At 49.0% G+C, this 23110-nt stretch carries 29 protein-coding genes and 1 tRNA gene; 21 read left to right on the top strand and 9 right to left on the bottom strand.

Annotation, left to right across the window (positions count from 1 at the left end):
* The first annotated feature begins 107 nt into the window (after window positions 1-107).
* From ACTQ1O_RS06700 to rplT, 11 genes are all read left to right on the top strand, one after another.
* Window positions 108-824, top strand: coding sequence for an IMP cyclohydrolase (locus ACTQ1O_RS06700; protein ID WP_441486626.1), 717 nt, complete (start codon window positions 108-110; stop codon window positions 822-824).
* A gap of 136 nt (window positions 825-960) precedes the next feature.
* Window positions 961-2139 carry a phosphoribosylaminoimidazolecarboxamide formyltransferase gene (locus ACTQ1O_RS06695; protein WP_441486625.1) on the top strand — a complete coding sequence of 393 codons (1179 nt, stop codon included), beginning with the start codon at window positions 961-963 and terminating at the stop codon, window positions 2137-2139.
* Between the two features lie 347 nt (window positions 2140-2486).
* Entirely contained in the window at window positions 2487-2840 is a 354-nt protein-coding gene (locus ACTQ1O_RS06690) for a hypothetical protein (RefSeq protein WP_441476122.1), read from the top strand.
* Window positions 2841-2929: 89 nt separating this feature from the next.
* Entirely contained in the window at window positions 2930-3409 is a 480-nt protein-coding gene (locus ACTQ1O_RS06685; RefSeq protein ID WP_441486650.1) for a DNA-deoxyinosine glycosylase, read from the top strand.
* Window positions 3410-3639: 230 nt separating this feature from the next.
* Complete coding sequence (locus ACTQ1O_RS06680) at window positions 3640-3867, top strand: hypothetical protein (RefSeq protein WP_441098985.1); 228 nt, start codon at window positions 3640-3642, stop codon at window positions 3865-3867.
* Window positions 3868-4117: 250 nt separating this feature from the next.
* On the top strand, window positions 4118-4951 hold the full coding sequence (locus ACTQ1O_RS06675; protein ID WP_441486624.1) for a P-loop NTPase: 834 nt from the start codon (window positions 4118-4120) through the stop codon (window positions 4949-4951).
* 270 nt (window positions 4952-5221) lie between these two features.
* A complete protein-coding gene (locus ACTQ1O_RS06670) occupies window positions 5222-8053 on the top strand; it encodes an ATP-dependent DNA helicase (protein WP_441486623.1) in 2832 nt (943 codons plus the stop codon).
* Window positions 8054-8140: 87 nt separating this feature from the next.
* Entirely contained in the window at window positions 8141-9079 is a 939-nt protein-coding gene (locus ACTQ1O_RS06665) for a hypothetical protein (protein ID WP_441486622.1), read from the top strand.
* Window positions 9080-9441: 362 nt separating this feature from the next.
* Complete coding sequence (gene infC, locus ACTQ1O_RS06660) at window positions 9442-9939, top strand: translation initiation factor IF-3 (RefSeq protein ID WP_441099142.1); 498 nt, start codon at window positions 9442-9444, stop codon at window positions 9937-9939.
* A 21-nt stretch (window positions 9940-9960) separates the two neighbouring features.
* Window positions 9961-10158 carry a 50S ribosomal protein L35 gene (rpmI, locus tag ACTQ1O_RS06655; protein WP_441098981.1) on the top strand — a complete coding sequence of 66 codons (198 nt, stop codon included), beginning with the start codon at window positions 9961-9963 and terminating at the stop codon, window positions 10156-10158.
* Between the two features lie 142 nt (window positions 10159-10300).
* On the top strand, window positions 10301-10654 hold the full coding sequence (gene rplT / locus ACTQ1O_RS06650; protein WP_441098980.1) for a 50S ribosomal protein L20: 354 nt from the start codon (window positions 10301-10303) through the stop codon (window positions 10652-10654).
* A 330-nt stretch (window positions 10655-10984) separates the two neighbouring features.
* On the opposite strand, the gene aroC is transcribed toward rplT, so the two are convergent.
* Window positions 10985-12088, bottom strand: a complete 1104-nt coding sequence (gene aroC, locus ACTQ1O_RS06645; RefSeq protein ID WP_441476118.1) for a chorismate synthase — start codon at window positions 12086-12088, stop codon at window positions 10985-10987.
* A gap of 163 nt (window positions 12089-12251) precedes the next feature.
* Window positions 12252-13340, bottom strand: a complete 1089-nt coding sequence (locus ACTQ1O_RS06640) for a glycerol dehydrogenase (RefSeq protein WP_441486621.1) — start codon at window positions 13338-13340, stop codon at window positions 12252-12254.
* A gap of 393 nt (window positions 13341-13733) precedes the next feature.
* On the opposite strand from ACTQ1O_RS06640, the gene ACTQ1O_RS06635 reads away from it, so the two are divergent.
* From ACTQ1O_RS06635 to ACTQ1O_RS06625, 3 genes are all read left to right on the top strand, one after another.
* Window positions 13734-14702 (top strand): hypothetical protein, encoded by a 969-nt coding sequence (locus ACTQ1O_RS06635; RefSeq protein WP_441486620.1) that lies wholly within the window; start codon window positions 13734-13736, stop codon window positions 14700-14702.
* Window positions 14703-14955: 253 nt separating this feature from the next.
* Window positions 14956-16233 (top strand): diaminopimelate decarboxylase, encoded by a 1278-nt coding sequence (locus ACTQ1O_RS06630; protein WP_441486619.1) that lies wholly within the window; start codon window positions 14956-14958, stop codon window positions 16231-16233.
* Window positions 16234-16377: 144 nt separating this feature from the next.
* A tRNA-Leu gene (locus tag ACTQ1O_RS06625) sits at window positions 16378-16461 on the top strand.
* A gap of 62 nt (window positions 16462-16523) precedes the next feature.
* Here the strand turns inward: ACTQ1O_RS06625 and ACTQ1O_RS06620 are convergent.
* The 5 genes from ACTQ1O_RS06620 to ACTQ1O_RS06600 form a co-directional block, all read right to left on the bottom strand.
* Window positions 16524-17642, bottom strand: a complete 1119-nt coding sequence (locus ACTQ1O_RS06620; protein ID WP_441486618.1) for a tyrosine-type recombinase/integrase — start codon at window positions 17640-17642, stop codon at window positions 16524-16526.
* A 242-nt stretch (window positions 17643-17884) separates the two neighbouring features.
* Window positions 17885-18595 (bottom strand): NYN domain-containing protein, encoded by a 711-nt coding sequence (locus tag ACTQ1O_RS06615; protein WP_441486617.1) that lies wholly within the window; start codon window positions 18593-18595, stop codon window positions 17885-17887.
* Window positions 18596-18771: 176 nt separating this feature from the next.
* A complete protein-coding gene (locus tag ACTQ1O_RS06610) occupies window positions 18772-18942 on the bottom strand; it encodes a hypothetical protein (RefSeq protein ID WP_441486616.1) in 171 nt (56 codons plus the stop codon).
* A 30-nt stretch (window positions 18943-18972) separates the two neighbouring features.
* A complete protein-coding gene (locus tag ACTQ1O_RS06605; protein WP_441486615.1) occupies window positions 18973-19644 on the bottom strand; it encodes a hypothetical protein in 672 nt (223 codons plus the stop codon).
* Window positions 19645-19725: 81 nt separating this feature from the next.
* Window positions 19726-20415 (bottom strand): LexA family protein, encoded by a 690-nt coding sequence (locus tag ACTQ1O_RS06600; RefSeq protein ID WP_441486614.1) that lies wholly within the window; start codon window positions 20413-20415, stop codon window positions 19726-19728.
* Window positions 20416-20534: 119 nt separating this feature from the next.
* Here ACTQ1O_RS06600 and ACTQ1O_RS06595 point away from each other — a divergent pair, with 119 nt between their 5' ends.
* Genes ACTQ1O_RS06595 through ACTQ1O_RS06585 form a run of 3 tightly spaced genes read left to right on the top strand, consistent with a single transcriptional unit; the run spans window position 20535 to window position 21227 of the window.
* On the top strand, window positions 20535-20741 hold the full coding sequence (locus ACTQ1O_RS06595; protein ID WP_441486613.1) for a helix-turn-helix transcriptional regulator: 207 nt from the start codon (window positions 20535-20537) through the stop codon (window positions 20739-20741).
* Between the two features lie 40 nt (window positions 20742-20781).
* Window positions 20782-20994, top strand: a complete 213-nt coding sequence (locus ACTQ1O_RS06590; protein WP_441486612.1) for a helix-turn-helix domain-containing protein — start codon at window positions 20782-20784, stop codon at window positions 20992-20994.
* Window positions 20995-20996: 2 nt separating this feature from the next.
* Window positions 20997-21227, top strand: a complete 231-nt coding sequence (locus ACTQ1O_RS06585; protein WP_441486611.1) for a hypothetical protein — start codon at window positions 20997-20999, stop codon at window positions 21225-21227.
* On the opposite strand, the gene ACTQ1O_RS06580 is transcribed toward ACTQ1O_RS06585, so the two are convergent.
* The gene (locus tag ACTQ1O_RS06580) at window positions 21186-21599 is read right to left on the bottom strand and encodes a DUF2513 domain-containing protein (protein ID WP_441486610.1); all 414 of its coding nucleotides are present in this window, start codon (window positions 21597-21599) and stop codon (window positions 21186-21188) included. The two genes, ACTQ1O_RS06585 and ACTQ1O_RS06580, sit on opposite strands and share 42 nt — an antisense overlap.
* A gap of 169 nt (window positions 21600-21768) precedes the next feature.
* On the opposite strand from ACTQ1O_RS06580, the gene ACTQ1O_RS06575 reads away from it, so the two are divergent.
* Complete coding sequence (locus tag ACTQ1O_RS06575; RefSeq protein ID WP_441476107.1) at window positions 21769-21903, top strand: hypothetical protein; 135 nt, start codon at window positions 21769-21771, stop codon at window positions 21901-21903.
* On the opposite strand, the gene ACTQ1O_RS06570 is transcribed toward ACTQ1O_RS06575, so the two are convergent.
* Window positions 21900-22250 carry a hypothetical protein gene (locus ACTQ1O_RS06570; protein WP_441486609.1) on the bottom strand — a complete coding sequence of 117 codons (351 nt, stop codon included), beginning with the start codon at window positions 22248-22250 and terminating at the stop codon, window positions 21900-21902. The two genes, ACTQ1O_RS06575 and ACTQ1O_RS06570, sit on opposite strands and share 4 nt — an antisense overlap.
* A gap of 59 nt (window positions 22251-22309) precedes the next feature.
* Between ACTQ1O_RS06570 and ACTQ1O_RS06565 the strand changes: the two genes are divergently transcribed.
* The 3 genes from ACTQ1O_RS06565 to ACTQ1O_RS06555 are packed head-to-tail and all read left to right on the top strand — an operon-like array spanning window position 22310 to window position 23066.
* Window positions 22310-22570, top strand: a complete 261-nt coding sequence (locus tag ACTQ1O_RS06565) for a hypothetical protein (RefSeq protein ID WP_441476105.1) — start codon at window positions 22310-22312, stop codon at window positions 22568-22570.
* Window positions 22567-22800 (top strand): hypothetical protein, encoded by a 234-nt coding sequence (locus tag ACTQ1O_RS06560; protein ID WP_441486608.1) that lies wholly within the window; start codon window positions 22567-22569, stop codon window positions 22798-22800. The genes ACTQ1O_RS06565 and ACTQ1O_RS06560 overlap by 4 nt, the downstream gene beginning before the upstream one ends.
* Window positions 22797-23066 carry a hypothetical protein gene (locus ACTQ1O_RS06555; protein ID WP_441486607.1) on the top strand — a complete coding sequence of 90 codons (270 nt, stop codon included), beginning with the start codon at window positions 22797-22799 and terminating at the stop codon, window positions 23064-23066. Before ACTQ1O_RS06560 ends, ACTQ1O_RS06555 begins: the two co-directional genes overlap by 4 nt.
* Window positions 23067-23110: the final 44 nt, after the last annotated feature.

Raw genomic sequence — 23110 nt, 5'->3', positions numbered from 1 at the left:
TCAGAAATGACGCAGGCGGCACATCATGTTATCCAGACGCTCCCCGGCTATCCTCCGGAATCCCGCGGATTCATGTCGTGTCCAGGAATCACAGGAGGAAGCTATTGATGCAGAAGATCAATCTGTCAGACGAATTGAAAAGCAACGCCTACCCCGGCCGTGGAATTGTAATCGGACGTTCAGCCAACGGAAGATATGCAGCCACGGCTTATTTTATCATGGGCAGAAGCGCAAACAGCCGTAACCGTGTATTTGTCAAAGAAGGGGACGGCATCCGTACTCAGGCATTTGATCCTTCCAAAATGGAGGACCCGAGTCTGATCATCTATGCGCCGGTCCGCGTGCTCGACAAGGCGCACACCATTGTTACCAACGGTGACCAGACCGATACCATTTTCGACGGAATGAAAAAGGGACTTACCTTCGAGCAGAGCCTTCGTTCCCGTGAATTTGAGCCTGACGGACCGAACTACACCCCGCGGATCTCAGGACTTCTGACCGTGGAGAACGGCATCTTTGGCTACACGATGTCTATTCTGAAAAGCGACAGCGGAAATCCAGCTCAATGTCTGAGATTTACCTTCGATTATCCGAATGCGCCGGCAGGAGAAGGCCACTTTATTTCCACCTATATTACGGACGGTAATCCGCTTCCAAGCTTTGAGGGCGAGCCGAAGCCTGTCGATGTCCCGGACGATATTGATGCCTGGACCAGCATGATCTGGAGCAGCCTGAACGAGGACAATAAGGTATCTCTCTTCGTGCGCTACATTGACATTCAGAGCGGAAGCTTCGAGACCAGGATTGTAAACAAAAATCAGTAACCGTGTGCGTTCTACAGAAAACGAACCGGAGCACCGCATATGCAGCCAGCGTGAAAGCCGCATACGTGTTTCCGCAGGAATTGATGTTTTCCGAAACATATTCACGATCTTCAAATATTAATACGAGGTGAAGCAGATGAAAGAATTACAGTTAAAATACGGATGCAACCCGAACCAGAAGCCTTCCCGCATCTATATGGAGGACGGCAGCGAGCTCCCGATCAAGGTAATTTCCGGCAGACCCGGATACATTAACTTCATGGATGCCTTCAACGGCTACCAGCTCGTTCGTGATCTGAAGAAGAACACCGGTCTTCCGGCAGCAGCCTCCTTCAAGCATGTATCTCCTGCCGGCGCCGCGGTAGGCCTCCCGCTTTCCGACACGCTGAAGAAGATCTACTTTGTCGATGATATGCCGGAGCTTTCTCCGCTTGCCTGTGCCTATGTCCGCGCAAGGGGAGCAGACCGCATGTCATCCTTCGGTGATTTCATTTCCCTGTCGGATGTCTGCGACGCAAGCACTGCTTCTGTCATCAAGCGTGAAGTTTCCGACGGCGTCATCGCCCCGGGCTACACGAATGAAGCGCTTGAAATTCTTCATCAGAAGAAGAAGGGGAATTATGTTGTCATTCAGATCGATCCTGAATACGTTCCGGCGCCCCTGGAGAAACGCCAGATCTTCGGCGTCACCTTTGAGCAGGGCCGTCAGGAGCTGGATATCAACGATGAACTTCTCTCGAACATCGTGACAAAGAACAAGGATCTTCCGGAATCCGCACTTCGCGATCTGAAGATTTCGCTGATTACGCTGAAATACACACAGTCCAATTCTGTATGCTTCGTAAAGGACGGACAGGCCATCGGCGTCGGTGCCGGACAGCAGTCCCGTGTACATTGCGTCCGTCTGGCCGGTCAGAAGGCGGACAACTGGTGGAAACGGCAGAGCCCGCAGGTTCTCAGCCTCCCGTTCAAAGATGACATCCGCCGGGCGGACCGGGACAATGCCATCGACGTCTATATCGGCGACGAATACATGGACGTACTCCGGGACGGTGAGTGGCAGAAGGTATTCACAGAGAAGCCGCCGGTATTCACCGCAGAAGAGAAGAGAGCATGGCTTGACAAAATGGAGGGCGTAACCCTCGGTTCGGACGCCTTCTTCCCGTTCTCCGACAACATCGAGAGAGCGAAGAAATCCGGTGTTCAGTACATCGCCGAGCCCGGCGGTTCCATCCGCGACGACGCTGTCATCGAGTGCTGCGACAAGTACAATATGGTGATGGCATTCACCGGAATCCGCCTCTTCCATCACTGATATCCGGGACTGTTTCCGGATTCTCTGAAAAACGTCTCCCGGAACATCTGCGCAGTTCCGGGAGACGTTCTGTATTTACGCGAACAGTGAGCCGCAGCCGAATGCGAAGTATTCGTGTGCGGCGAGCGTCGCGATAGCGAGATAAAACTCGCGCAGCGTGTTTTATCTCGTTTACGTGAACAGTGAGCCGCAGCCGAATGCGAAGTATTCGTGTGCAGCGAGCGTCGCGATAGCGAGATAAAACTCGCGCAGCGTGTTTTATCTCGTTCCCCCGTAATTCCGGGAGTCTGTCCGTGCAGGAAACTGGATTTCTTTGAAACAGGACTTATTCAGGGAAGGTCATACACATGCGTTATTCAGAATTTAAAATGGAGCGGGAAAATCTCGTCCGGGTTGGAGATGAAGTAACCATCACCGAGAGTCAGCTTCCATCCTCGTATTACTACACAATCATCCCGGCGATCGCGATGAGCAGAAACTATGCTCCCTATGAGCGGATTCATTCCAGAAGCGGAAGAGTCGTTGACATCCGCGATACCCCGCGCGGCTTCTACGTCGTGACCGCCTTTGATGAGGAGGGCATCGAAGGCGAGACCGAGGAGGACTTTCAGAAGATGCTCGCGAGAGACAGAGAAGATAACAAATCGACAGCCGGTGTACCGGCCGAACAGGCAGACGGCAAGACAGGAGAAGTCTCATGAGTGCAGAAAAATCCGGCCATTCTGTAAATCCTCGGAAGGAAATGCAGACCGGAAAACAGAAGCCGCAGACCAGACGGCAGCAGCCGCAGATGCAGGTGCATCCGATCCCGCCATTTTTTGACGAAAAATCCACCGTGCTGGTTCTCGGGAGTTTTCCGTCCGTAAAGTCCCGGGAAGCCGGTTTTTTCTACGGCCATCCCAGAAACCGCTACTGGATGGTCATTGCCGCTATCTTCGGCTCAGATCCTTTGACAACCATAGAAGAAAAAAAGGAGTTTCTCCGGAAAAATCACATCGCCATGTGGGACACGATTCAATCCTGCACAATTACCGGGTCCAGCGACAGCAGCATCCGTGATGTTGTGCCGAATGATCTCGACCGCATCCTGAAGGCTGCACCAATCCGCAGAATCTTCTGCAACGGGACCACTTCCTATAACCTGTATATGAAATATATTTACCCGAAGACAGGAAGGGAAGCCGTGAAAATGCCCTCTACAAGCCCGGCAAATGCCGCGTGGTCCTTACCACGGCTGATCGACGCATGGCAGATTCTGAAGGATGTGTGACCTGATTGTCAGCTGATTATTATACAAAAACACAACGAAACGGACACAGCCGGATGCCGCGCAGACCAGGACCGACCGGGTTTTCGCGGATTACCTGTATCCCCTCTATACGACAGCAGCGATGTTAAGCAAATCAAGAGCCAGGGTTAATGGCTACGAATTTACAAGGCTCCTCCCACCGCCCAGGGGCAGGTGGGTTTCCGCCCACAACAGTCGAAAGGATATAATTTATGAAAGAGTATGAGACCGTTTGGGAAATTTTCAATAAATGCCCGAACAACCAGATGAGGGATGTTTTCATCGATGAAGTGAGGACCGACGACCCGGAGGAATTCATACGCAATAAATTTAAGGACAAGGTCTTTACCTATGAAAAAACCGTGCAGGAAGACGGCACCATCATCTTTGACATCGTCACCTCCGGTATACGGCAGCGCTACAGCTTTACGGAGATCTGAAAACCGACAGCATGCTGTAAGCAATGGATGCGTAATTGTGATAGATACTACAGCTTTTACGGAAATCTGAAAACCGACAGCACTGCGGGAATGTGTGGTGCAAAGCAATCCGCAGCCCGCTTGATTTTGCGGTTCACATATCGCACAGTAATCCGTAACCTGTGTGCTTTGTCGTTCGCGTATCATGGTATATAATAGCTGCATCGGAGTCCCGATAGTAACCGAAACAATATTAAAAAAGGAGATTAGTATGGCAGAAGAAAACGTAAAATCCACAGAATCCGCCCGGCCCTCCGGGGATGAGCAGAAGCCGGATTTCCACATTGAGGAAAACGCATTTTCCAACATCGACCACATCATCGGCATAGTCAGCGGGAAGGGCGGTGTCGGGAAATCTATGGTGACCGCATCCCTCGCAAACGCGATGACGCTGCAGGGCTTCAGCACAGGCATTCTCGACGCAGACATCACCGGCCCTTCCATCCCGAAAATGTACGGAATCAAGGGAAGTGCCGAATCAGACGGCAACGGCATCTATCCGAAGATGGCCGCGAACGGCATCGAAATCATGTCCACAAACCTTCTTCTTCCCAATGAGGAGGATCCGGTGATCTGGAGAGGTCCGGTCATCGCGGGAGTTGTAAAACAATTCTATACCGATGTGATCTGGGGCCAGCTCGACTACCTGTTCGTGGATATGCCTCCGGGGACCGGCGATGTGCCGCTCACCGTATTCCAGTCACTTCCCGTTGACGGCGTCATCATCGTGACCTCTCCCCAGGACCTCGTGCGTATGATTGTCACAAAGGCATACAACATGGCCAAAATGATGAACATACCGGTTCTGGGTATTGTCGAGAACTACAGCTATATGAACTGCCCGCACTGCGGAGAAAAGATCTACCCGTTCGGCGAAAGCCACATCGATGAAATTGCTAAGGAGCTCGGCGTACCGGTTCTCGGAAAGATACCGATGAACCCGGAATACGCAAAGGCATCAGACGCAGGCGATTTTGCCGCTGTGAACAATACCAGCATCGATGAAGCTGCCGTTGCTCTGCGCAGCGCAGGGAAGAAGGCCTGAGCAGGAGCCTTCCATACGTACCTTAACCGGACGTACCTTAAACGAGATAAAACACGCTACGCGAGTTTTATCTCGCTATCGCGACGCTCGCCGCACACGAATACTTCGCATTCGGCTGCGGCTCACTGTTCGCGTAAATCATGAGAAACGAAAATTGACTGCGAAACATCCCGGGTCAAGCGCAAGTTTCTGGGCGTACCCTTAAACGATGAGTAATGAAACCCGTCTTTGAACAGAATTGCTGAAGTTTGTGAATGGAATCCGCGGCAGATGAAACAGAAAAGCAGGGAAAACAGCACAACCGAACAGAAAGAGAAAAATGTCCCGGAGAAAAAAGTTCTTCGGATTTCCGTGCGTAATCTCGTGGAATTTCTTCTGCGAAGCGGAGACCTTCAGGGTGCGCGGGAGGGATTTGCTGACCGTGAGGCCATGCAGGAGGGAAGCAGGATTCACCGCAGACTGCAGAAGCAGCGCCGAGCCGGTTATCAGGCGGAGGTCCCTCTGTCCTATGAGAAGGAGTACGAAAAATTCACACTCATCGTGGAGGGCCGCGCGGATGGTATCTATCACGGTTCCGGATGGGCAGATTTCTCAGGAGCTGAGTTCTGCGGCAAAGAAAGCGATACGACAGTTCAGGCATCCGGGGCACCGCAAAACGGCAGCATTTCGGCTGACACAGCGCAAAGCAGGGAGATCGGGACGGAGACAACGCAAGGTGGCACTGTCCAGACGGCCCAGACGGCCGCTCCCCGACACAGGCGCAAGCCCAGAACTGGTGCCAAAGCGATCACCATCGTTGAAGAAATCAAGGGGATCTCGCAGGATCCCGCACATCTGAACCAGCCTGTGCCGGTACACCTGGCACAGGCAAAATGCTATGCCTTCCTGTATGCACTTCATCACCCGGAATTATTTCCAGAGTCCCGCGATATCTCCGGCCAGCCTGTTCTCTACGTGTGCATGTCTTATGTTCGGCTGGAAACAGACAAACTCCGGCAGTTTCTTTTTGCATACACCATCCAGGATCTTGCGGACTGGTTTCAGGATCTTCTCTCACGATATTACAGATGGGCAGATTTTCAGGTCTCATGGGAAAGGGAACGGAATGGTTCCATCCACGGTCTGGAATTTCCTTACACATACCGCCCTGGCCAGCGTGAGCTTGCTGTAGATATCTACCGCACCATTCTCCGCAAGAAGGAACTCTTTGTTCAGGCCCCAACTGGGATCGGCAAAACCATTTCCTCGGTTTTTCCCGCGGTCCATGCGCTGGGAGAGCATCTCGCCGACAAAATCTTCTATCTGACAGCCAAGACCATCACCCGGACTGTCGCAGAAGATGCATTTTCGCGGCTGAAGGCCGGTGGTCTCCGCATCAAATCCCTGACGCTTACGGCGAAGGAAAAAATCTGTGTCCTTGACGAGCCGGACTGCAGACCCGAGATCTGTACCCGCGCCAGAGGACACTTTGACCGCGTCAATGACGCGATTTTTGAGATGCTGACCAGGGAAACGGAATACAGCCGCTCCGACATAGAGAAGCAGGCAGAAAAATGGTCGGTCTGTCCACACGAATTTCAGCTGGATCTGGCGCTTTTTGCAGATGCTGTGATCTGTGACTACAACTACGTCTTTGATCCCAATGCCAGACTGAAACGCTTCTTTGGCGACGGAAGCCGGAGAGGCGAATATCTGTTTCTGATTGATGAAGCTCACAACCTGGTAGAACGCGGAAGAGAAATGTTCAGCGCCGGTCTTTTTCTGAGCGATTTCCGGGGAATGCGAAAGAAATTGAAGGATTTCGCGGATACCCTTCCCTCAATGCCCGCCGGGAAGGGCGTCTCCGAGGATCTCCCGTTAAAGCTGAAGCAGTCTGTCCGCAGCCTGTCCGCCTGTATCAGAACACTTCTCAAATATCAAAAATCCTGTGAAAATCTGGAGATTCTCTCCCTTCCGGGGGATTTTCTCAATCAGCTGATGAATCTGAGCGGAAGACTCGAGGACCTCCTGGAGGATCTTCGCGAAGACGGCCCAAGAAAGGATACTCTGGAATTTTATTTTCAGATATACACCTTTCTCAATATCGCGGATCTGGCAGATGAAAATTATCTGATCTATGACGAGGTCACTGCCCCGAAGGATCTGCATATGAAGCTCCTGTGCGTGAATCCGGCTTCAAACCTGCAGCGCTGCCTGGACAAAGGCCGCTCTGCTGTCTTTTTTTCTGCGACGATGATCCCGGTCAATTATTACCGCAATCTTCTGACCACAAGAGATGACACCTATGCCGTATATATACCCTCCCCCTTTGACCGCCGAAAGCGCCTGATCCTCGCAGGGTCCGATGTCAGCAGCCGGTACCGGCGAAGAGGTCACGATGAGTATGTCCGCATCGCCTCCTACATCCGGATCATCACCGAAAAAAGGGCCGGCAATTATATGATCTTTTTCCCATCCTATCAAATGATGAACGATGTCCGCGAGATCTATATGACAGCATTTGCGGACATCGGCGGCGAACCTGTTTCGACCGGTTGTGACGAAACGGACAAAACCAATTCCGGCGCAGATGGAAACGTTGTCTCCTGTGTCAGCCAGACCCCGCAGATGTCCGAACAGGAGCGCGAGGAATTTCTGAGAAAATTCACGGAACAGCGTAGCGGAACACTGCTCGGGTTCTGCGTTCTGGGCGGAATCTTCTCGGAAGGAATTGACCTCGCAGGAGAGCAGCTGATCGGGGTGATAATTGTCGGAACCGGGCTTCCTCAGATCGGAACAGAGAAAGAGCTGCTCCGGCAATATTATGACCGGAAGCATGACGGCACGCAGAAGGAAAACGGCTTTGATATTGCTTACCGGTATCCCGGAATGAACAAGGTCCTCCAGGCTGCCGGGCGCGTGATCCGGACCACACGCGACTGCGGGATCATTGCGCTTCTCGATGACCGCTTTCTCACGGAAGAGTACCGCAGGCTTTTTCCGCGTGAATGGAGCGATGTGCAGAGAGTTACACTAAAGACCGCCGGAGAAAAGGTCGAGACCTTCTGGCGCTCTCTGGATATGCGCTTTCCTGACGGGTATATATTGAAAAATCCGGAATGATTGTGTTATCATAGGCTTGTTCTTCTGCGCCTTAAATAGCGCGGAACCGATATCCGTTTCAGAATTTAATAAGGGAGTGTGAAAAAATTGGGTAAAAAGGGACGTTTCGTATTATTTGTAATCAGCCTTCTGCTCACAATCGGCGTAGCCGGGTACATCGGATTCCGGATCGTACGGGTCCAGCAGGAGACAGCCACGTATCGCGCGTCACAGGCAGATGCCTCGGCAGAAGCCGTGAAATCGGATTCCTCTGTGGCTCCGGCTGAATCGGTCAGAGAATCCTCCGTATCGTCATCCAGCACGGGATCTAGTGTCGTCGCGAAAGCAACCGCGACGCCGACACCGACGCCTGCGGCAAAGACCATGATCAGTATCCGCGGAGATATTCTGGATGAAGACGGCTCCACAGATACCAGCTATCCGGATTATCTGTCACAGCTGCTTGAGAAGAACGGTTACACCAATTACACGGTAGAAAACAACACCTGGGACAACTCCGGAACCCTTTCACAGATGGCACTTGCCGGCGTAAGCGACAATGACATCAATACCTACATCACCGCGCATCAGAACAACGCGAATGGAGCGGAACTGGACGCGACCGAATACATCGTGCGCGATGATCTCAGCCAGTATAAGAAGGACCGCGATGATCTTGACGCCATTCCGGTGATCTGCATGGGTTATTACGGCGGATGGAACAATGATCCGAACGAGCTTGCCGAGCAGATTCAGAAGATCCTTGATACGTACACACAGAAAAACGACTACGTCGTTGTCGGCATGTATCCGTACAACGAAGTTGACACTGCCTCCTACGATCAGGCCATGACGGACGCTTTCGGCGATCATTACCTTGCGCTCACCTCAGACATCCTTGATCAGCCTGCCTTTGATGACGCCGGTCACCAGGAGATCGCGCAGGCGATTTACGACAAGCTGAACAGTCTCGGCTACCTGAAGTCACAGACCTCCGCAGAAAGCGCTGACAGCAACGCGGTCGCGTCTGCCTCCGAGGCACAGTAACAGATACCCATCGACTGTGTTACCGATGACAGCCGGTTTCAAAGGCCCGGCATTCATACATGCTGCATGGACAGGAAACCGTCATGAAAATAAATAGCTTTGAAGAATTCTGCAAATAAATATTGACAGCGCCTCATGATCATGGTATGTTAGTGAAGTTGAAAAGAAAGAAGAGCTTCCACTCTCACCTGATCACGGAGGCGTGTCTCAGGTTTATATCGTACGAGAAAGCAGGATTGTGAGCAGTCCAATGTTTTTCTCAGCGTATAGAGTGGATAGCCGTCTGGTTATTCACTTTTTTCTTTTCCGGAGTTGAACGGTAGGATCTCATGAAGGAGGGTAAGGAAATTAATAACGAAGCGATGATCAACGAGCAGATCCGCGACCGCGAGGTTCGTCTGATCGGTGAAAACGGGGAGCAGTTAGGCATCATGTCCTCTAGAGAGGCTTTTCAGAAAGCTCAGGACGCAGGACTGGATCTGGTAAAGGTAGCCCCAATGGCAAAGCCGCCGGTATGTAAGATTGTAGATTACGGCAAATACCGTTATGAGCAGGCACGCCGCGAGAAGGAAGCCCGCAAAAAACAGCATATCGTAGATATCAAGGAGATTCGTATGTCCCCGAATATCGACGCAAACGATCTGAACACCAAGGTTGGTGCAGCCCGCAAGTTCCTTACAAAAGGCGACAAGGTAAAGGTCACCATCCGTTTCAGAGGCCGTGAGATGGCTCACATGAACGCAAGCAGACCTGTTCTGGACAACTTTGCAAAACAGGTGGAGGATATTGCTGTTCTCGAGAAGCCGGCCAAGATCGAAGGCCGCAACATGAGCATCGTGCTGGGACAGAAAAGGAAATAACACACAAGGAGGATTTTAAAAATGCCAAAGATGAAAACACGCCGTGCAGCGGCAAAACGTTTTGAAGTTACAGGAACCGGAAAGATTGTAAGACATAAGGCTTACAAGAGCCACATCCTGACCAAGAAGACCACAAAGAGAAAAAGAAATCTGAGAAAAGCAGCCGTTCTGGATGCGACAAACGTTCGTCAGATGAAGAGATGCCTGCCTTACATGTAATGGGGTTTCCATCGCAGAAATTTTCCGAGATCTAAAGTTTCGGAGGGCAGACGAGAGGCAGACAGTGCATTCTGCCGATATACGACAGATTTCATCGAATCTGATTCATTTTGGTTCATTTGGTTAAGGAGGATAATCGAAAATGGCAAGAATTAAAGGCGGTTTAAACGCTAAGAAAAAACATAACAGAGTATTAAAGCTGGCTAAGGGCTACAGAGGAGCCAGAAGCAAACAGTATCGTGTCGCAAAGCAGTCCGTTATGCGCGCACTGACCTCTTCCTATGCGGGACGCAAGCAGAGAAAGCGTCAGTTCCGTCAGCTGTGGATCGCGCGTATCAATGCCGCAGCAAGACTGAACGGACTTTCCTACAGCAAGTTCATGTACGGACTGAAGAAATCAGGCGTAGATCTGAACCGCAAGGTACTGGCTGACATGGCGGTTACCGATAAGGAAGGCTTCACCAAGCTCGCCGAGCTTGCAAAGAGCGCTCAGTAAACCATCATGCCCCGCAGACGGGGCGTTACAATATGTATGAATATGTATGAAGACAGCTGCCAGAGTTGCTTTTCAGCTTTCGCAGCCGTCACATGCCGTCCCAGAGAAGAGGGGACACGGCAATCATATATTGTATAGCAGAACCCCGGCTGGAAACCAGCCGGGGTTCTGCTATATCTGCCAAATAATTCCAGCCACGCTGTTCCTGGCACATGACCTGCCTGCTCACCAGTGGGCAAGAACATTTGTGGCGGCGACAGATATGAACGAACATGGTACCGTGGAAATAACGCGAGAACGAGAACACGGCTAAAAACCAGGGAAATTTTCTCAGCGCTCAGGCATCCATATCCGGCGCACATTTTCCATCCGGCTACTCATTCCAACAAGAAGCTTGTCCGCAATCGTAATGGCCGTCATCGCTTCGACAACCACAACCGCTCTCGGTGCCACAATCGGATCATGTCTGCCGTGTATCTCAATCTCAACCTTTTTCCCGTCCCGGCTGACCGTCTGCTGCGGCCTTGCGATAGACGGAGTGGGTTTGCTCGCGCATCGGATCACAATATCCGATCCGTCGCTGATGCCTCCCAGGATTCCGCCGGCATGATTGGTCTGTTTCGTGATTCTGCCGTTCTCATCGATGGTAAAGTCATCATTGTTCTCCGCACCGGTTGCCTCTACAACACCAAAGCCGTCGCCGATTTCCACTCCCTTTATCGTTCCGATCGACATGATCGCCTTCGCCAGATCCGCATCCAGCTTGTCAAAGACCGGTTCCCCGACTCCCGCCGGCATTCCCTTCACAACGCATTCTATCATCGCACCGGACGAATTCTTCTCCGACATACATTTTTCCAGGTATGCGGAAGCCATTGCGGCCGCGGAAGCATCCGGCATATACAGCTTGTTGTTCATGATCTCCTTCTCATCAAAACTCCGGATCGGTATCGGCCCGATTTGTCTGACATAGGTAGTGATCGTGATTCCCAGCTGTTTGAGCAGAAGAGAAGCGATTGCTCCCGCGGCAACCCTTCCGATGGTTTCCCGGCCTGAGGACCGCCCGCCGCCCCTGTAGTCCCGTATGCCATACTTGCTGTCAAATCCGTAATCCGCATGTCCGGGGCGGTATTTATCCATGATGCTGCTGTAATCCCCCGAGTGTTGATCGGTGTTATGTACCATCATCGAAATCGGCGTTCCTGTGGTCATCCCCTCAAAAGTGCCGGATAAAATTTCAATTTTGTCGGATTCCGCACGCTTCGTTGTATACCGGCTCTGGCCGGGTTTCCTCCGGTCCATAAAGGGCTGTATATCCTCCTCTTTAAGAGGAAGCCCCGCCGGACATCCGTCCACGACAACGCCGACTCCCTTGCCGTGCGACTCTCCCCAGGTAGTGACGCGAAAGATTGTTCCAAAAGTTGATCCCGCCATGCTTTTTTCTCCTGACTGAATGGTAAAAATATGAGGCGGATGGCCGCGAAACAGTCCATCCGCCTCCAATATAAATCACTTTAGCACAGGGGAGCTGTCCTTTCAATCCCCCGCACCTCCTTCACCGCTTCACACACGAACCGGAAACGAACCGCTTTATTCCTTATTGCAGTTCTTTTCCAAGTGCATCTGCAGCCAGGATTGCGTCATACAGCTGCTCCGCCGTAACATCCGCAACCATGTTGTGAATGGATTCCCCTTCAACGCAAGCCAGCTCTGCAATCTTTCTGACCTGTTCATCAGTAGTTACACCGAGCTCTGCAAGCGTAACCGGAAGCCCCGTCTCACGGCAGAAGTTCTGCACTTCATCGAACTCTTCACGGGGAGCGCCCTCAAGCTGCAGCTGAACCAGCGTACCGAATGCAACACATAATCCATGCTGCGCCGGATGGTTCTCGAGACCGGTGTACCCATTGTAGAAGGAATGCGCAGCTGCCAGCCCGGCATTGTCCGCACCAACTCCTGAGAGATAGGTATTTGCCTCAATGATCGCATCCAGTGCGGGTGTTACCACATGATTCTCACACGCGCGAATTGCTGCTGCGCTGTAGTCACGCAGTGTCTTGTAGCAAAGCTCACAGAGCGCCATGGCAGAACGGGTGATTCCACCATTTTCAAGGCTCGGCGCATCGGTACGAACGCAGGCTCTTCCCTCGAAATATGTTCCGAGCGCATCACCAATGCCCGCAATCAGAAAACGGGTCGGCGCGTTTGCGATAACTGCGCTGTCCACTATTACAGCATCCGGGTTTTTCGGATAGAAGAGATAGCTGTTAAACGAGTGATCATCGTTGTAAATAACTGAAAGTCCTGTGCAGGGAGCATCTGTCGCGCAGACAGTGGGGCAGGAGACGTCATGGATCTTCTCATAATATGCGGTTGCCTTGGCGGTATCAATCGCCGATCCTCCGCCTACACCTACTACCGTATCGATGCCTTCCTCACGGACAATCTTCCGCATCTTTTCAATCTCGCCGATACTGGAGATACCGCTGAATACTTCATAATGACGGACGTTATCTGTTCCCTCAAAACTCTTCTCGATTTTATCATGGCAATTCTTATATCCGCTGTGTGAACAGATAAAAAGCCATTTTGATCCGAGATCCTGCAGCTGCTCACAGAAATGAAGCAGCGAATCCTTTCCCTGAACATACTTTAGCGGTGCTCTCATTAAACGTAATCTAGCCATAGTATCCTCCTTTATGGAATCTGTCTTGCATAATTCTCTGAGACCGTTCCGGAATCCTTTGTGATTCCGATGTTCTGTCCTAACCCCGGCCTGAAAAGTCCTAATATCCGCCTTCATCCAACCGGGATTACAATTCCATATTATGTCATTTTGTTAAATTGTTATCAACGAAGAATACGAGAAAGATGCGTCAAATATTGCAGACAGCCAACGCCAGGGCTGAGGCATTGTACGACGCCAGGGCTGCGGCATTGTGCGACGTTGACAACCCTTCGGCTGCCCCTTATAATTGTAGAAATTAACAAGAGAGCCGGCTATATCGTATCACCGGATGACAGGATATTCTGTTTCACCTGACATCCGTCTTAATACGGGAAAGAAAGGACAGGATCCATGGATTTTTTACACAAACTGGAACGGAAAATCGGAAAGTATGCAATCCATCATCTGACCATTTACATCATTATGACCTATGTAGCAGGATATATCCTCTACTTCATGGCACTCATGAATCCGGAATATGGAACGGTCTTTAACTATCTGACGCTTTCACCATCTCTTATTCTGAAGGGACAGGTGTGGCGTCTCGTATCCTGGTGGCTGATTCCCCCGTCATCTCTGAATATCTGGACCATCATCATGCTGATCTGTTACTATCAGCTCGGAACACTCCTGGAGCGGACCTGGGGCGATTTTCTCTATGACGTATACATTTTCTTCGGCCTGATCATGACCGTCATCGGCGCATTCGTCCTGTACGCCATCACCGGTGTGGATTATGGAATGATGTTCTCCACGTACTATGTCAGTCTGTCCATCTTCCTCGGATTCGCTCTGACCTTTCCCGATCAGAAAATGCTGTTTATGTTCATCATACCGATCCGGATCAAATACCTGGCCATCGTCGACATCATTTATCTGATCTATGACGTCATCAGTTCCCCCGCGTCAATGCGTCTTCCGAGGATCATCATGATTGTCTGCTCACTCGCCGGCACGATTATTTTCTTCTTCCTCACACATGGCACGCAGGGGATGAGCAGAAGCCAGCGGCAGACGCGGAGAAATTTCCGCCGCTACATGAACGGCTACAACACCGGCCGGAACAGTTCTCCCTACAATAGCGGGCAGAACAGCTCCCCTTACGGAAACAGCGCAAACAGAGGAGATAAAATTGACCGCAGCACCTTCGGCGCCGGCCAGGGCAATCCGAACAGCGGCCGACGGCCGATTCACCGCTGTGCCGTGTGCGGACGAACAGAACTCGATGACCCGAATCTCGAATTCCGGTTCTGTTCCAAATGCAACGGAAACTACGAATACTGTCAGGATCACCTTTATAATCATAAGCATATCCAATAAACCCTTATATAAGTCGTGCCACATACTGTATAAGCTACGGATTGCTCCGTGCTTCGCGCGTGACGATTCTGTATGCGTTTTCGAAGAGCTTATACAGTATATTTTAGCTTTGTAAAGTCACAAAGTGTTTTACATTTTAATCAGAGTATGTTTTAATGGTACAGGAAACCCGGTGTCCCGTGAATGGGGCTCCGCATACTGTATAAGTTCACCTCCGATCTGTTTGCCGGAGTCATTATAAGGAGATCTACCCATGAAGAAAACGCCTTTTGTCACAAAGGAGAAACTTGAAGAGATCATTCGCGATGTACCGACTCCTTTTCATATTTACGACGAAAAAGGAATCCGTAAAAACGCACAGGCGGTGAAGGAAGCATTTGCCTGGAATCCCGGCTTCCGAGAATATTTTGCCGTTAAAGCAACCCCGACACCCGCACTCATCAAAATTTTGAAAGAGTACGACTGTGGCTGCGACTGTTCCTCTATGACCGAACTGATGCTTTCCGAGGCAATGGGGTTTGACGGAGACCATATCATGTTCTCCTCAAACGACACTCCGCTTACGGAATACAAGAAGGCGAATGACATCCATGCCATCATCAACCTGGACGACTTCACCAGCATTGCGGATATCGAGGAAGCACTGGGATATGTCCCGAAACGTATCTGCTGCCGCTACAATCCCGGCGGGCTGTTCGAGCTTTCCAATGGAATCATGGACAATCCCGGGGATTCCAAGTATGGTATGACGACAGACCAGCTCTTTCAGGCATTCCGTATTCTGAAGGAGAAGGGCGTCGAGGAATTCGGCATCCATGCTTTTCTCGCAAGCAATACAGTCACAAACGAGTATTATCCGAAGCTTGCCGAAGTCCTGTTCAATCTCGCCGTAAAACTTCAGAACGTAACCGGCGCGCACATCGGATTCATTAATCTGTCCGGCGGTGTCGGCATCCCTTACAAGCCATGGGAAGAGCCGAACGACATCCATGTCATCGGCGAAGGTGTGCACAAAGTCTACGACAAGATCCTCGTCCCGGCAGGAATGGGCGATGTCAAGATCTTCACCGAAATGGGTCGTTTCATGATGGGCCCCTATGGAGCCCTTGTCACCCGCGCGATTCACGAAAAACACATCTACAAGGAATATATCGGTGTGGACGCCTGCGCGGTCAACCTGATGCGCCCTGCCATGTACGGCGCGTACCATCACATCACAGTGATGGGCAAGGAAAACGCGGAATGCGATCACAAATACGATATCGTGGGTTCGCTCTGCGAGAATAACGACAAATTTGCAATCGACCGCATGCTCCCGGAAATCAAGAAGGGCGACATTCTGTATATACACGACACAGGAGCACATGGTTTCTCCATGGGATACAACTACAACGGAAAGCTCTGGTCTGCGGAAATCCTTCTGAAGGCTGATGGCAGCTACGAGATGATTCGTCGTCCTGAAACGCCAAAGGATTATTTTGCAACTCTCGATTTCACCCTGGAATACCGTAAAATGTTCGGAGAGAAGTAAACCGTCATGCCCCGCAGGCGGGCATTGTGTGTCAGCGACGAGCGACGAGCGACGAGCTGTGAACTTTGCATTGATTTTAAATACCCGATATGCTACACTAACAGAGTGCCCGAAAAAGGCACTCTGTTTTATTTTCTGACAAACGCCGGTGTGTCGGAATCGGTAGACGAGACAGACTCAAAATCTGTTGTCAGCAATGGCGTGTGGGTTCGAGTCCCACCACCGGCAGTATAGTAATCCCCGGAATCCCTTTATTTATAAGGGTTCCCGGGGATCTTTTTTCTTTTCATCTAGCAAATATCTAGCATTTTCACGGATTTCAGCTTTTCGGCATCACTATTTCTCATCCGGTTTGTCACATGCATGTATACATCGCGGGTCACGCCGCTGTTTGCGTGGCCAAGTCTGCGGCTGATCGTTTCGAGCGGAACCCCTGCCTCTGCCAGAAGAGCGGTATGCGTATGTCGCAAGCTGTGGGGCGTGAGCCTCCGTCCAAGAAGATGTTCCGTGTTTTCCCGAAAATACTTTGCATACGCATCATAATTGACGTATTTTCCGTAATCGTCGGATACGAATAGATCTGTCCGATATACATACATCAGCTGCCGTTCCCTCTCGAATTTTTTGATTCGCCGGCATACGTCCAAAAGCTCGTCCTGAATAAACACGGTCCGTTCCGACATTTCGGTTTTTGTCGTGCTGATCTGCCGAATTTCCCTGGAAAAGGTTTTGGTAACAGATATTTCCCTGGTATTCAGATCCACGTCCGAATCATTCAGGGCGATAGCTTCGCCGATCCGCAGGCCGGAAAGAATCAAAAATTCCGTGAAGAGCTTCCAGCGTTCGATTTTCATGCCTGACAACAGCCTGTCTATCTCGTTGTGCTCCAGATATTTTTCCGCATCCCGAACGCGGGTAGATGGCACGCGCTTCTTCTGGATCCGGTCCAGATAGGCCACATCATCCACATAGCCGGCACGATAAGCCCAGCGCATGAGAGCCTTATAACGAGTAAGCCTCTCATTAAACGTAATATCATCTCCGGTATACAGCCTGTCAGCCACTACAGGCGCGCTCAGATGGCTTGCAATGGTATCGTGGCCAATTAATCGAATAAGAGTAGAAACACGTCTCCTCGTGGCTTCTGCGCTCTGCAGCTTCAATTCCTTATGCTGATACTCCACATACTTTTCACACAGATCCTTAAATGTGATGCTGTTGATAACCGGGTCTCCGGATGCCATAATTTTTTGTAATTTCTCCCGAAGGACATCCTCGGCCACTCTTGCATCAGACTTCCGTCCGGTCGGTTTCAACGTCACTGTAACTGTCTTTGTCTTCCCTGTCAGCGGGTCCTTGTACCGTTCGAAGTAACAGATGCTTCCCGATTTTAATTTCTGACTCCACATGCTTTCTCCCTTCCGGGATCAATGCTATAATTGAGTTGCGGGTGCATGATCCCTTGTCTTTCATGCTTCCCTCGGGGTATGCCAGTGCCCCGAGGTATTTTTATATGCAAAAAAGAGCCAGTAGCATAGGCTACCAGCTCAAACCGATAGAAGATAAGTGGATGGGCGGCGTATCCATCATCTCAGGTACCATTGCGGGTGCGTCGGGAACCTTTCCGACCTCAAATATCTTCTGGTAGCCATTATGAAACGCTATTTTCCCTGGGCTTGTCCAGGGTTGTTCGATCAGAGTTTTTACTACTCTTTCCCCAGGGAGAATGCAGACCGTCAATATGTTCAAATAAGCTATCTTTGATATTCGCCTGCATTGGATCAAGAATAAAATCAATCCCTTCTCGACGCGCCAATTTGGAAGCGGGTACAAAGTCGCTGTCTCCCGCAATCAAAATAATCTGATCAACTTGACGCTTGTAAGACAGCGACGCAATATCTAAACCGATTTTCATATCAACGCCTTTTTGCTGAAAGTTCACTTGGAAATCATTCTCGGTAAGATCCGCTATGCCGATTTTGCCGGTTAGTAGATTTTTAAGCTTTTCATCATTAAGCCTATAGCTCGCATTTTCTTCCGATAGTTCACCAAGCCGCAACGCCACTTTGCGTTGCATTTTTAATTCATCAAAGAAACTGTTTGTCCAACCAAAAGTTTCGGAATGGCGAAAGTCAATTCCTCTCTGTAGCAACGGATGATAAATGGTTTTATCCAACGGTGGACAGTCATAGTAAAAAATACGGTATAGAGTTCTCGAGGGCTCGAATCGTTGTTCGTGTTTCAGGTGAGCGTTGCAATATGCGATGAGTTCACTTGCTCTTCTGTCAGGCTCTTTTTTACCCCATAAATAAGAGGCCCGCTTTCTGTAGAATCCCCCATCGACTAAAATAGCAGTTTTCATATATTACCTCCAAAAACGAGTAAAGCCCTAGGTATCGGCAGCTCCCGTATCAGTGGGATGCCTAGCACCTAGGGCTTGTTTATGATTTTAAGATAGCACCCAAGGTCAAATTTGTCAATATGGTATAACGCTTAAATACGTGTATATGCGCCATGATGTGTTATGGTGATAGGTAGTTACAGCTTTCCCCTCACCTCCGTAACCCTTCCAATAACCTTCACTGGCAGCTCCTCAACCTCCTTCCGGGAGAAATACATCGGTGCAATACTGGCATTATCCGACAGCAGGGCGATGCTGTCCGCGTATCTCTTAACTTGCTTTCGGTGGAATCTGCTTATTCCAACCACAATATTTCTGGTGCTCTTCTTTACATGATTTTAATTGCTTTCCGCGTTTGCAAGCCCATTATAAAAATCCGCATCAGCTTTTACCCCTTTGTATAACTGGGTGAATTGTGCAAGAGGCATATCAGATAAATCCTTCATTTTAAGTTTTATTTTACTATAATCGTGATTAACACTATATGAATAACACGTAGTTTTGTGGTATTCGTTTCCTTTGTATGTGTATGTATCTAGCTGTTCTGCATTTATATCAAATGACAATTCTGCATCTGTTAGTGCATAACGACATTCATTGTCATAATCAAAAAATATGAAATAAAGATTATCGTTATCATAATAATCAGAAACTTTAGGAACGGATTCAAATTCAATATCATTTTTTTCTGAAGTAAGATAGCAATCAGCCGTCAATGGATTTGTTCCATCATCACGGTTAAGCAACCAATATAAATCATCATCATTAATTTTTGACCTATCTATCGTTATCACTGCGGCAAAAGAATAAGGATGCCCCTGCTCCGAAGAACGATTTTGATATAAATCAATTTTAGTTACTTTCATTTCGGTTCCTTTTAGCGTGATATCTGACGGAAGAGTGTCTACATCGATCATATTAACGCTATTTTCGGAATTTCCCGCACACCCAGATATTAGACAAGCAAATGATAAAACAGACGCAGTTACAAGCGGAATTACTTTGTTCATATTATTCCTCCTCATTTTATATCCTATTAATAAATCTTTACATTGAACTGTGATATGTCCCGATAACCTTTCCTATAGAATTTACAGCTTACCTCTTACCTCCGTAACCCTCCCGATGATTTTCACCGGCAGCTCGTTCACTTCCTTTTCCGAAAAATACATCGGCGCATAATTCGCATTATCCGACAGCAGGGCGATTCCATCCGCATACTTCTTGATCCTCTTGCAGGTGGCGTGATCCCCGTTTACAGTAGCGATCACTACATCCCCGTCTTCCCATCCCAATTCACTATCAAATATTACGGTATCCCCGTTCTGGATCCGCGGGATCATGCTGTTGCCTTCGATCCGGCAGGCCCTGACGTGTGCGCCCGGTTCCTTGTCGTAGTCGATCCACTCCAACACATCCTCTTCAGCAAAGATCGGCTTTCCTGCTGCCACAGTAGTCAGGACAGGGATGCGGTAATGACCGATCGGGATATCAGTGCGGAAGGCGTCGGATTTGCTTCTTTTGGCGTCTAAAAACTTGGCCTCGTCTTCGGATAGGAGCCTCGAGATTTTATCCCAATTCCCATTTAAATATTCCATGTTTACATTGAAAAGATCACACAAAGCCTCTCTCATTTCCATTTTGGGTTGTTTAACCCCACGCTCCCATTGAGACACAGCAACATTTGTGACTCCAAGTTTTTCGGCAAGCGTTTGCTGAGACCAACCTTTCGATAAACGTAACTGTTTTATTCTGTCTTTTATTTCTGCATATTCACCCATATTTAAACCCTCGATTAAATAACAAAGAACTTTGGGATTTGTTATTGACAATTATAAACCTCTGGTTTATTATAATCAACGTAAACCATAAGTTTACGAAAGGAGGATGAACACAGAAAATGAGCAATACAGCTGAGAGGATAAGAGCTCTAAGGATCGAACACAAGGAGACGCAGGCAGACCTCGGAAATGCGATAGGAGTCACGTCAATGGCGGTTTCAAAGTATGAAAGTGGGTTGTCAGTCCCGAGCGACGATACAAAAGTTAAGCTGGCAAGACATTATAACGTTTCTGTGGAATGGCTGTTTTTTTGTCCGCAGAAGTAAACCAAAAGTTTAACTATGAAATAGAAAGAGGGCGATCACGATGAATGCGGCAATGTCAGGCTCTCTCATAATTTACGAGAGATGTAAACGGCACATTAGCCAGAACACACTGGCTCATTACCTGGGCATCAGCATCCCGGCTCTACGGAAGATCGAGCGGGGCGAGAAGGTGCTGGATGAGGCAGTGAAGGCGAAGCTCTGCGAGGAATTCGGGGCGGAGCGGTTTGAAGGATGTTGGGAGGTGAAAGAGTAGAGATGCTTTCGACAATAGCGGCAGTTTTATTCGCAGCATTAACAGTTATTTTTGCGATACGAGCATTTATTTACAAAGTAGCAATGCATAAGGCAATTATGGTTTTTAAAGCATACATTGACCGGCACAATTACGATATTCCGTCAAAGGAAGAAATTGACGAATGCATTGCCTCTATCGATAACAACGATTTAGCTTCTGCTGTTTTTGGAAAAGTTTTCAAAAACTTCTGAAAGTTCGGAGGCAATTAACTGCGAGGCGATAGGGGAAACTAGATTCAAGGAAGAGGATCCAATAATTGCAAGAATTTTTAATACCTTTTTCCATCGAGGCACAGGGCGAATACTATCAATGAACTGATATCCATCATACGTAATACGAAAAACGCAGAGTTCATCAATAGAATCATCACCATAATTACCGATCGTTTGAATAAATCCGGCTTCGTCAAGAACTTTAAGTGTGTTTATTGTTTCCGGAATAGAGATTTTAGTATCTTCAGAAATTTGAGTATAGTCGATTTCCTCGAATCCATTTTCGGAAACAGCCAGGTTTTCCTCGAGATAGAGAAGGAGTGTGCGTATTGTATCCAAGTTTAGCTTCATACGAAATGTCCTTTTCAAAAATTGAAATTATTCAAATTATACCATCAAAACAAGATAGGGAGGGAATAAATACATGGATTGGAGAGATTGGGTATATCCAATTATTAGTTCAGCTGTAGCGGCGATCATCGTATCGCTGATTTTTAATCCGCGTAGGGGGCAATAAGAAGTGAAAAAGAGAGATGACAAAGACGACAAAGACAGTATTTGGGACGATATAAACATAGCCTATATCTGCGCAATTATCGCCATAGCGATAGACGCATTCGGAATAGGTCTCGCGATCGGAGCCCGCTTCTTCTAAAGGAAGTGCAGAACGATTGAAGCTATTATGCCAGATGCACTAATTACAAGTGCAACGATTGAGATAATCTTTGCTTCGCGGGCTTGTTTCTTTGCCTCTGCGTTTTCTATACGGATATTACGGACGTTTTCAACATATGCTTTGCCATTGTTCGTAATTTTGTAAGGGGAACGAACGGCAGAAACTCCCCAGTAGGAGTCATCGTCTTCATAGTGAAGATGAGAAGATACGAAGCCGAGTTCAGAGAGCGTATGCATGCAGTCCTCGTAATGAGATTCATCCAGAACATTCTCAGGGTGATCGTACATAATTTCAAGAAGTTGAACACATTCCTTATTAAGTAACATGGCACTGTCCTCCTAATGTGATTATACACAAAAGAGGAAAAGCCAGGAAGGGGAAGAATATGAAAACATACGAAAGCAAGAGACAGCTTGCCGCAAGATACGGCATATCGGTATCGACCGTGAACGGTCTGCTCAGCCGGATCAGGGATCTGATCGGGGTAAGGTATCCCAGGGACGCGGTGACGCACTGTGGAAGAATCGTGCGGATCCGGTCGGACGTGTTTGATGATCTCCTGGCATGGGGAGACGCCATAGACTGTGGCGTAGCTCCGCCATTCCAGGACAAAGAAACAAGAGTTATCTGGGAGCGGTTGGCATGATCAAAGAGATTTACAGAGGCAGAGGCATGACAGAACTGATCTGTATAGAGGGGGAAAATGAAAATGCTGTATTTGAAGATCATGAGCAGGATACTGGCCGCTTATTTGTTCCTGCTGCCAATATCAATGATCGGGATCGAGCGGCCGTCAAAGGCTATTATCGTGGTCGGGGCGGTGTCATTTTTTTATTTGATCACCTGCTCAGTTGCGGACGGAAACCGGGAGGATGAAAGTGATTAATCCGGATGTGAAACTGGTAGAAGAATTGGAAAAAATCACCGCCAAGGTCAGGGACCTGAGCGGGAGGATCGAAGAAAAAGTCGAAATAAAAACCTGCATAGGAAAAGACGGAGAAGTCTCTGCAACGGCAGCGGTAGGAGAGTATTCGTATGAGATCTTTTTCAACGGGGATACCTACCTGACCTACAAGAACGGGATCCACGGAACAGTAAAACCGGAAACGGTTAGATGGGGAAAGAAACCGACAGATTGGTAAAAGGAAAAGGACGCTGCGGAAGCGGCGTCCTGTGTGGGGTGGTA

It is taken from the genome of Bilifractor sp. LCP21S3_A7 (assembly GCF_052118825.1).
Classification (GTDB): domain Bacteria; phylum Bacillota; class Clostridia; order Lachnospirales; family Lachnospiraceae; genus Bilifractor.
The sequence above is the reverse complement of the archived record's forward strand: the minus strand, read 5'-3'. Positions and strand labels throughout refer to the sequence as shown.

What these genes read in the sequence shown, in the direction of transcription:
- ACTQ1O_RS06695 (WP_441486625.1), top strand. Translation starts at nt 961, where the DNA reads ATGAAAGAATTACAGTTAAAATACGGATGCAACCCGAACCAGAAGCCT.
- ACTQ1O_RS06555 (WP_441486607.1), top strand. Translation starts at nt 22,797, where the DNA reads ATGAAAGTGATTAATCCGGATGTGAAACTGGTAGAAGAATTGGAAAAA.
- ACTQ1O_RS06680 (WP_441098985.1), top strand. Translation starts at nt 3,640, where the DNA reads ATGAAAGAGTATGAGACCGTTTGGGAAATTTTCAATAAATGCCCGAAC.
- ACTQ1O_RS06600 (WP_441486614.1), bottom strand. Translation starts at nt 20,415, where the DNA reads ATGGGTGAATATGCAGAAATAAAAGACAGAATAAAACAGTTACGTTTA.
- ACTQ1O_RS06595 (WP_441486613.1), top strand. Translation starts at nt 20,535, where the DNA reads ATGAGCAATACAGCTGAGAGGATAAGAGCTCTAAGGATCGAACACAAG.
- ACTQ1O_RS06690 (WP_441476122.1), top strand. Translation starts at nt 2,487, where the DNA reads ATGCGTTATTCAGAATTTAAAATGGAGCGGGAAAATCTCGTCCGGGTT.
- ACTQ1O_RS06605 (WP_441486615.1), bottom strand. Translation starts at nt 19,644, where the DNA reads ATGAACAAAGTAATTCCGCTTGTAACTGCGTCTGTTTTATCATTTGCT.
- ACTQ1O_RS06590 (WP_441486612.1), top strand. Translation starts at nt 20,782, where the DNA reads ATGAATGCGGCAATGTCAGGCTCTCTCATAATTTACGAGAGATGTAAA.
- ACTQ1O_RS06700 (WP_441486626.1), top strand. Translation starts at nt 108, where the DNA reads ATGCAGAAGATCAATCTGTCAGACGAATTGAAAAGCAACGCCTACCCC.
- ACTQ1O_RS06670 (WP_441486623.1), top strand. Translation starts at nt 5,222, where the DNA reads ATGAAACAGAAAAGCAGGGAAAACAGCACAACCGAACAGAAAGAGAAA.
- ACTQ1O_RS06565 (WP_441476105.1), top strand. Translation starts at nt 22,310, where the DNA reads ATGAAAACATACGAAAGCAAGAGACAGCTTGCCGCAAGATACGGCATA.
- rplT (WP_441098980.1), top strand. Translation starts at nt 10,301, where the DNA reads ATGGCAAGAATTAAAGGCGGTTTAAACGCTAAGAAAAAACATAACAGA.
- ACTQ1O_RS06675 (WP_441486624.1), top strand. Translation starts at nt 4,118, where the DNA reads ATGGCAGAAGAAAACGTAAAATCCACAGAATCCGCCCGGCCCTCCGGG.
- ACTQ1O_RS06635 (WP_441486620.1), top strand. Translation starts at nt 13,734, where the DNA reads ATGGATTTTTTACACAAACTGGAACGGAAAATCGGAAAGTATGCAATC.
- ACTQ1O_RS06685 (WP_441486650.1), top strand. Translation starts at nt 2,930, where the DNA reads ATGCAGGTGCATCCGATCCCGCCATTTTTTGACGAAAAATCCACCGTG.
- ACTQ1O_RS06570 (WP_441486609.1), bottom strand. Translation starts at nt 22,250, where the DNA reads ATGTTACTTAATAAGGAATGTGTTCAACTTCTTGAAATTATGTACGAT.
- ACTQ1O_RS06630 (WP_441486619.1), top strand. Translation starts at nt 14,956, where the DNA reads ATGAAGAAAACGCCTTTTGTCACAAAGGAGAAACTTGAAGAGATCATT.
- ACTQ1O_RS06620 (WP_441486618.1), bottom strand. Translation starts at nt 17,642, where the DNA reads ATGTGGAGTCAGAAATTAAAATCGGGAAGCATCTGTTACTTCGAACGG.
- infC (WP_441099142.1), top strand. Translation starts at nt 9,442, where the DNA reads ATGATCAACGAGCAGATCCGCGACCGCGAGGTTCGTCTGATCGGTGAA.
- ACTQ1O_RS06585 (WP_441486611.1), top strand. Translation starts at nt 20,997, where the DNA reads ATGCTTTCGACAATAGCGGCAGTTTTATTCGCAGCATTAACAGTTATT.
- ACTQ1O_RS06640 (WP_441486621.1), bottom strand. Translation starts at nt 13,340, where the DNA reads ATGGCTAGATTACGTTTAATGAGAGCACCGCTAAAGTATGTTCAGGGA.
- rpmI (WP_441098981.1), top strand. Translation starts at nt 9,961, where the DNA reads ATGCCAAAGATGAAAACACGCCGTGCAGCGGCAAAACGTTTTGAAGTT.
- ACTQ1O_RS06615 (WP_441486617.1), bottom strand. Translation starts at nt 18,595, where the DNA reads ATGAAAACTGCTATTTTAGTCGATGGGGGATTCTACAGAAAGCGGGCC.
- aroC (WP_441476118.1), bottom strand. Translation starts at nt 12,088, where the DNA reads ATGGCGGGATCAACTTTTGGAACAATCTTTCGCGTCACTACCTGGGGA.
- ACTQ1O_RS06560 (WP_441486608.1), top strand. Translation starts at nt 22,567, where the DNA reads ATGATCAAAGAGATTTACAGAGGCAGAGGCATGACAGAACTGATCTGT.
- ACTQ1O_RS06580 (WP_441486610.1), bottom strand. Translation starts at nt 21,599, where the DNA reads ATGAAGCTAAACTTGGATACAATACGCACACTCCTTCTCTATCTCGAG.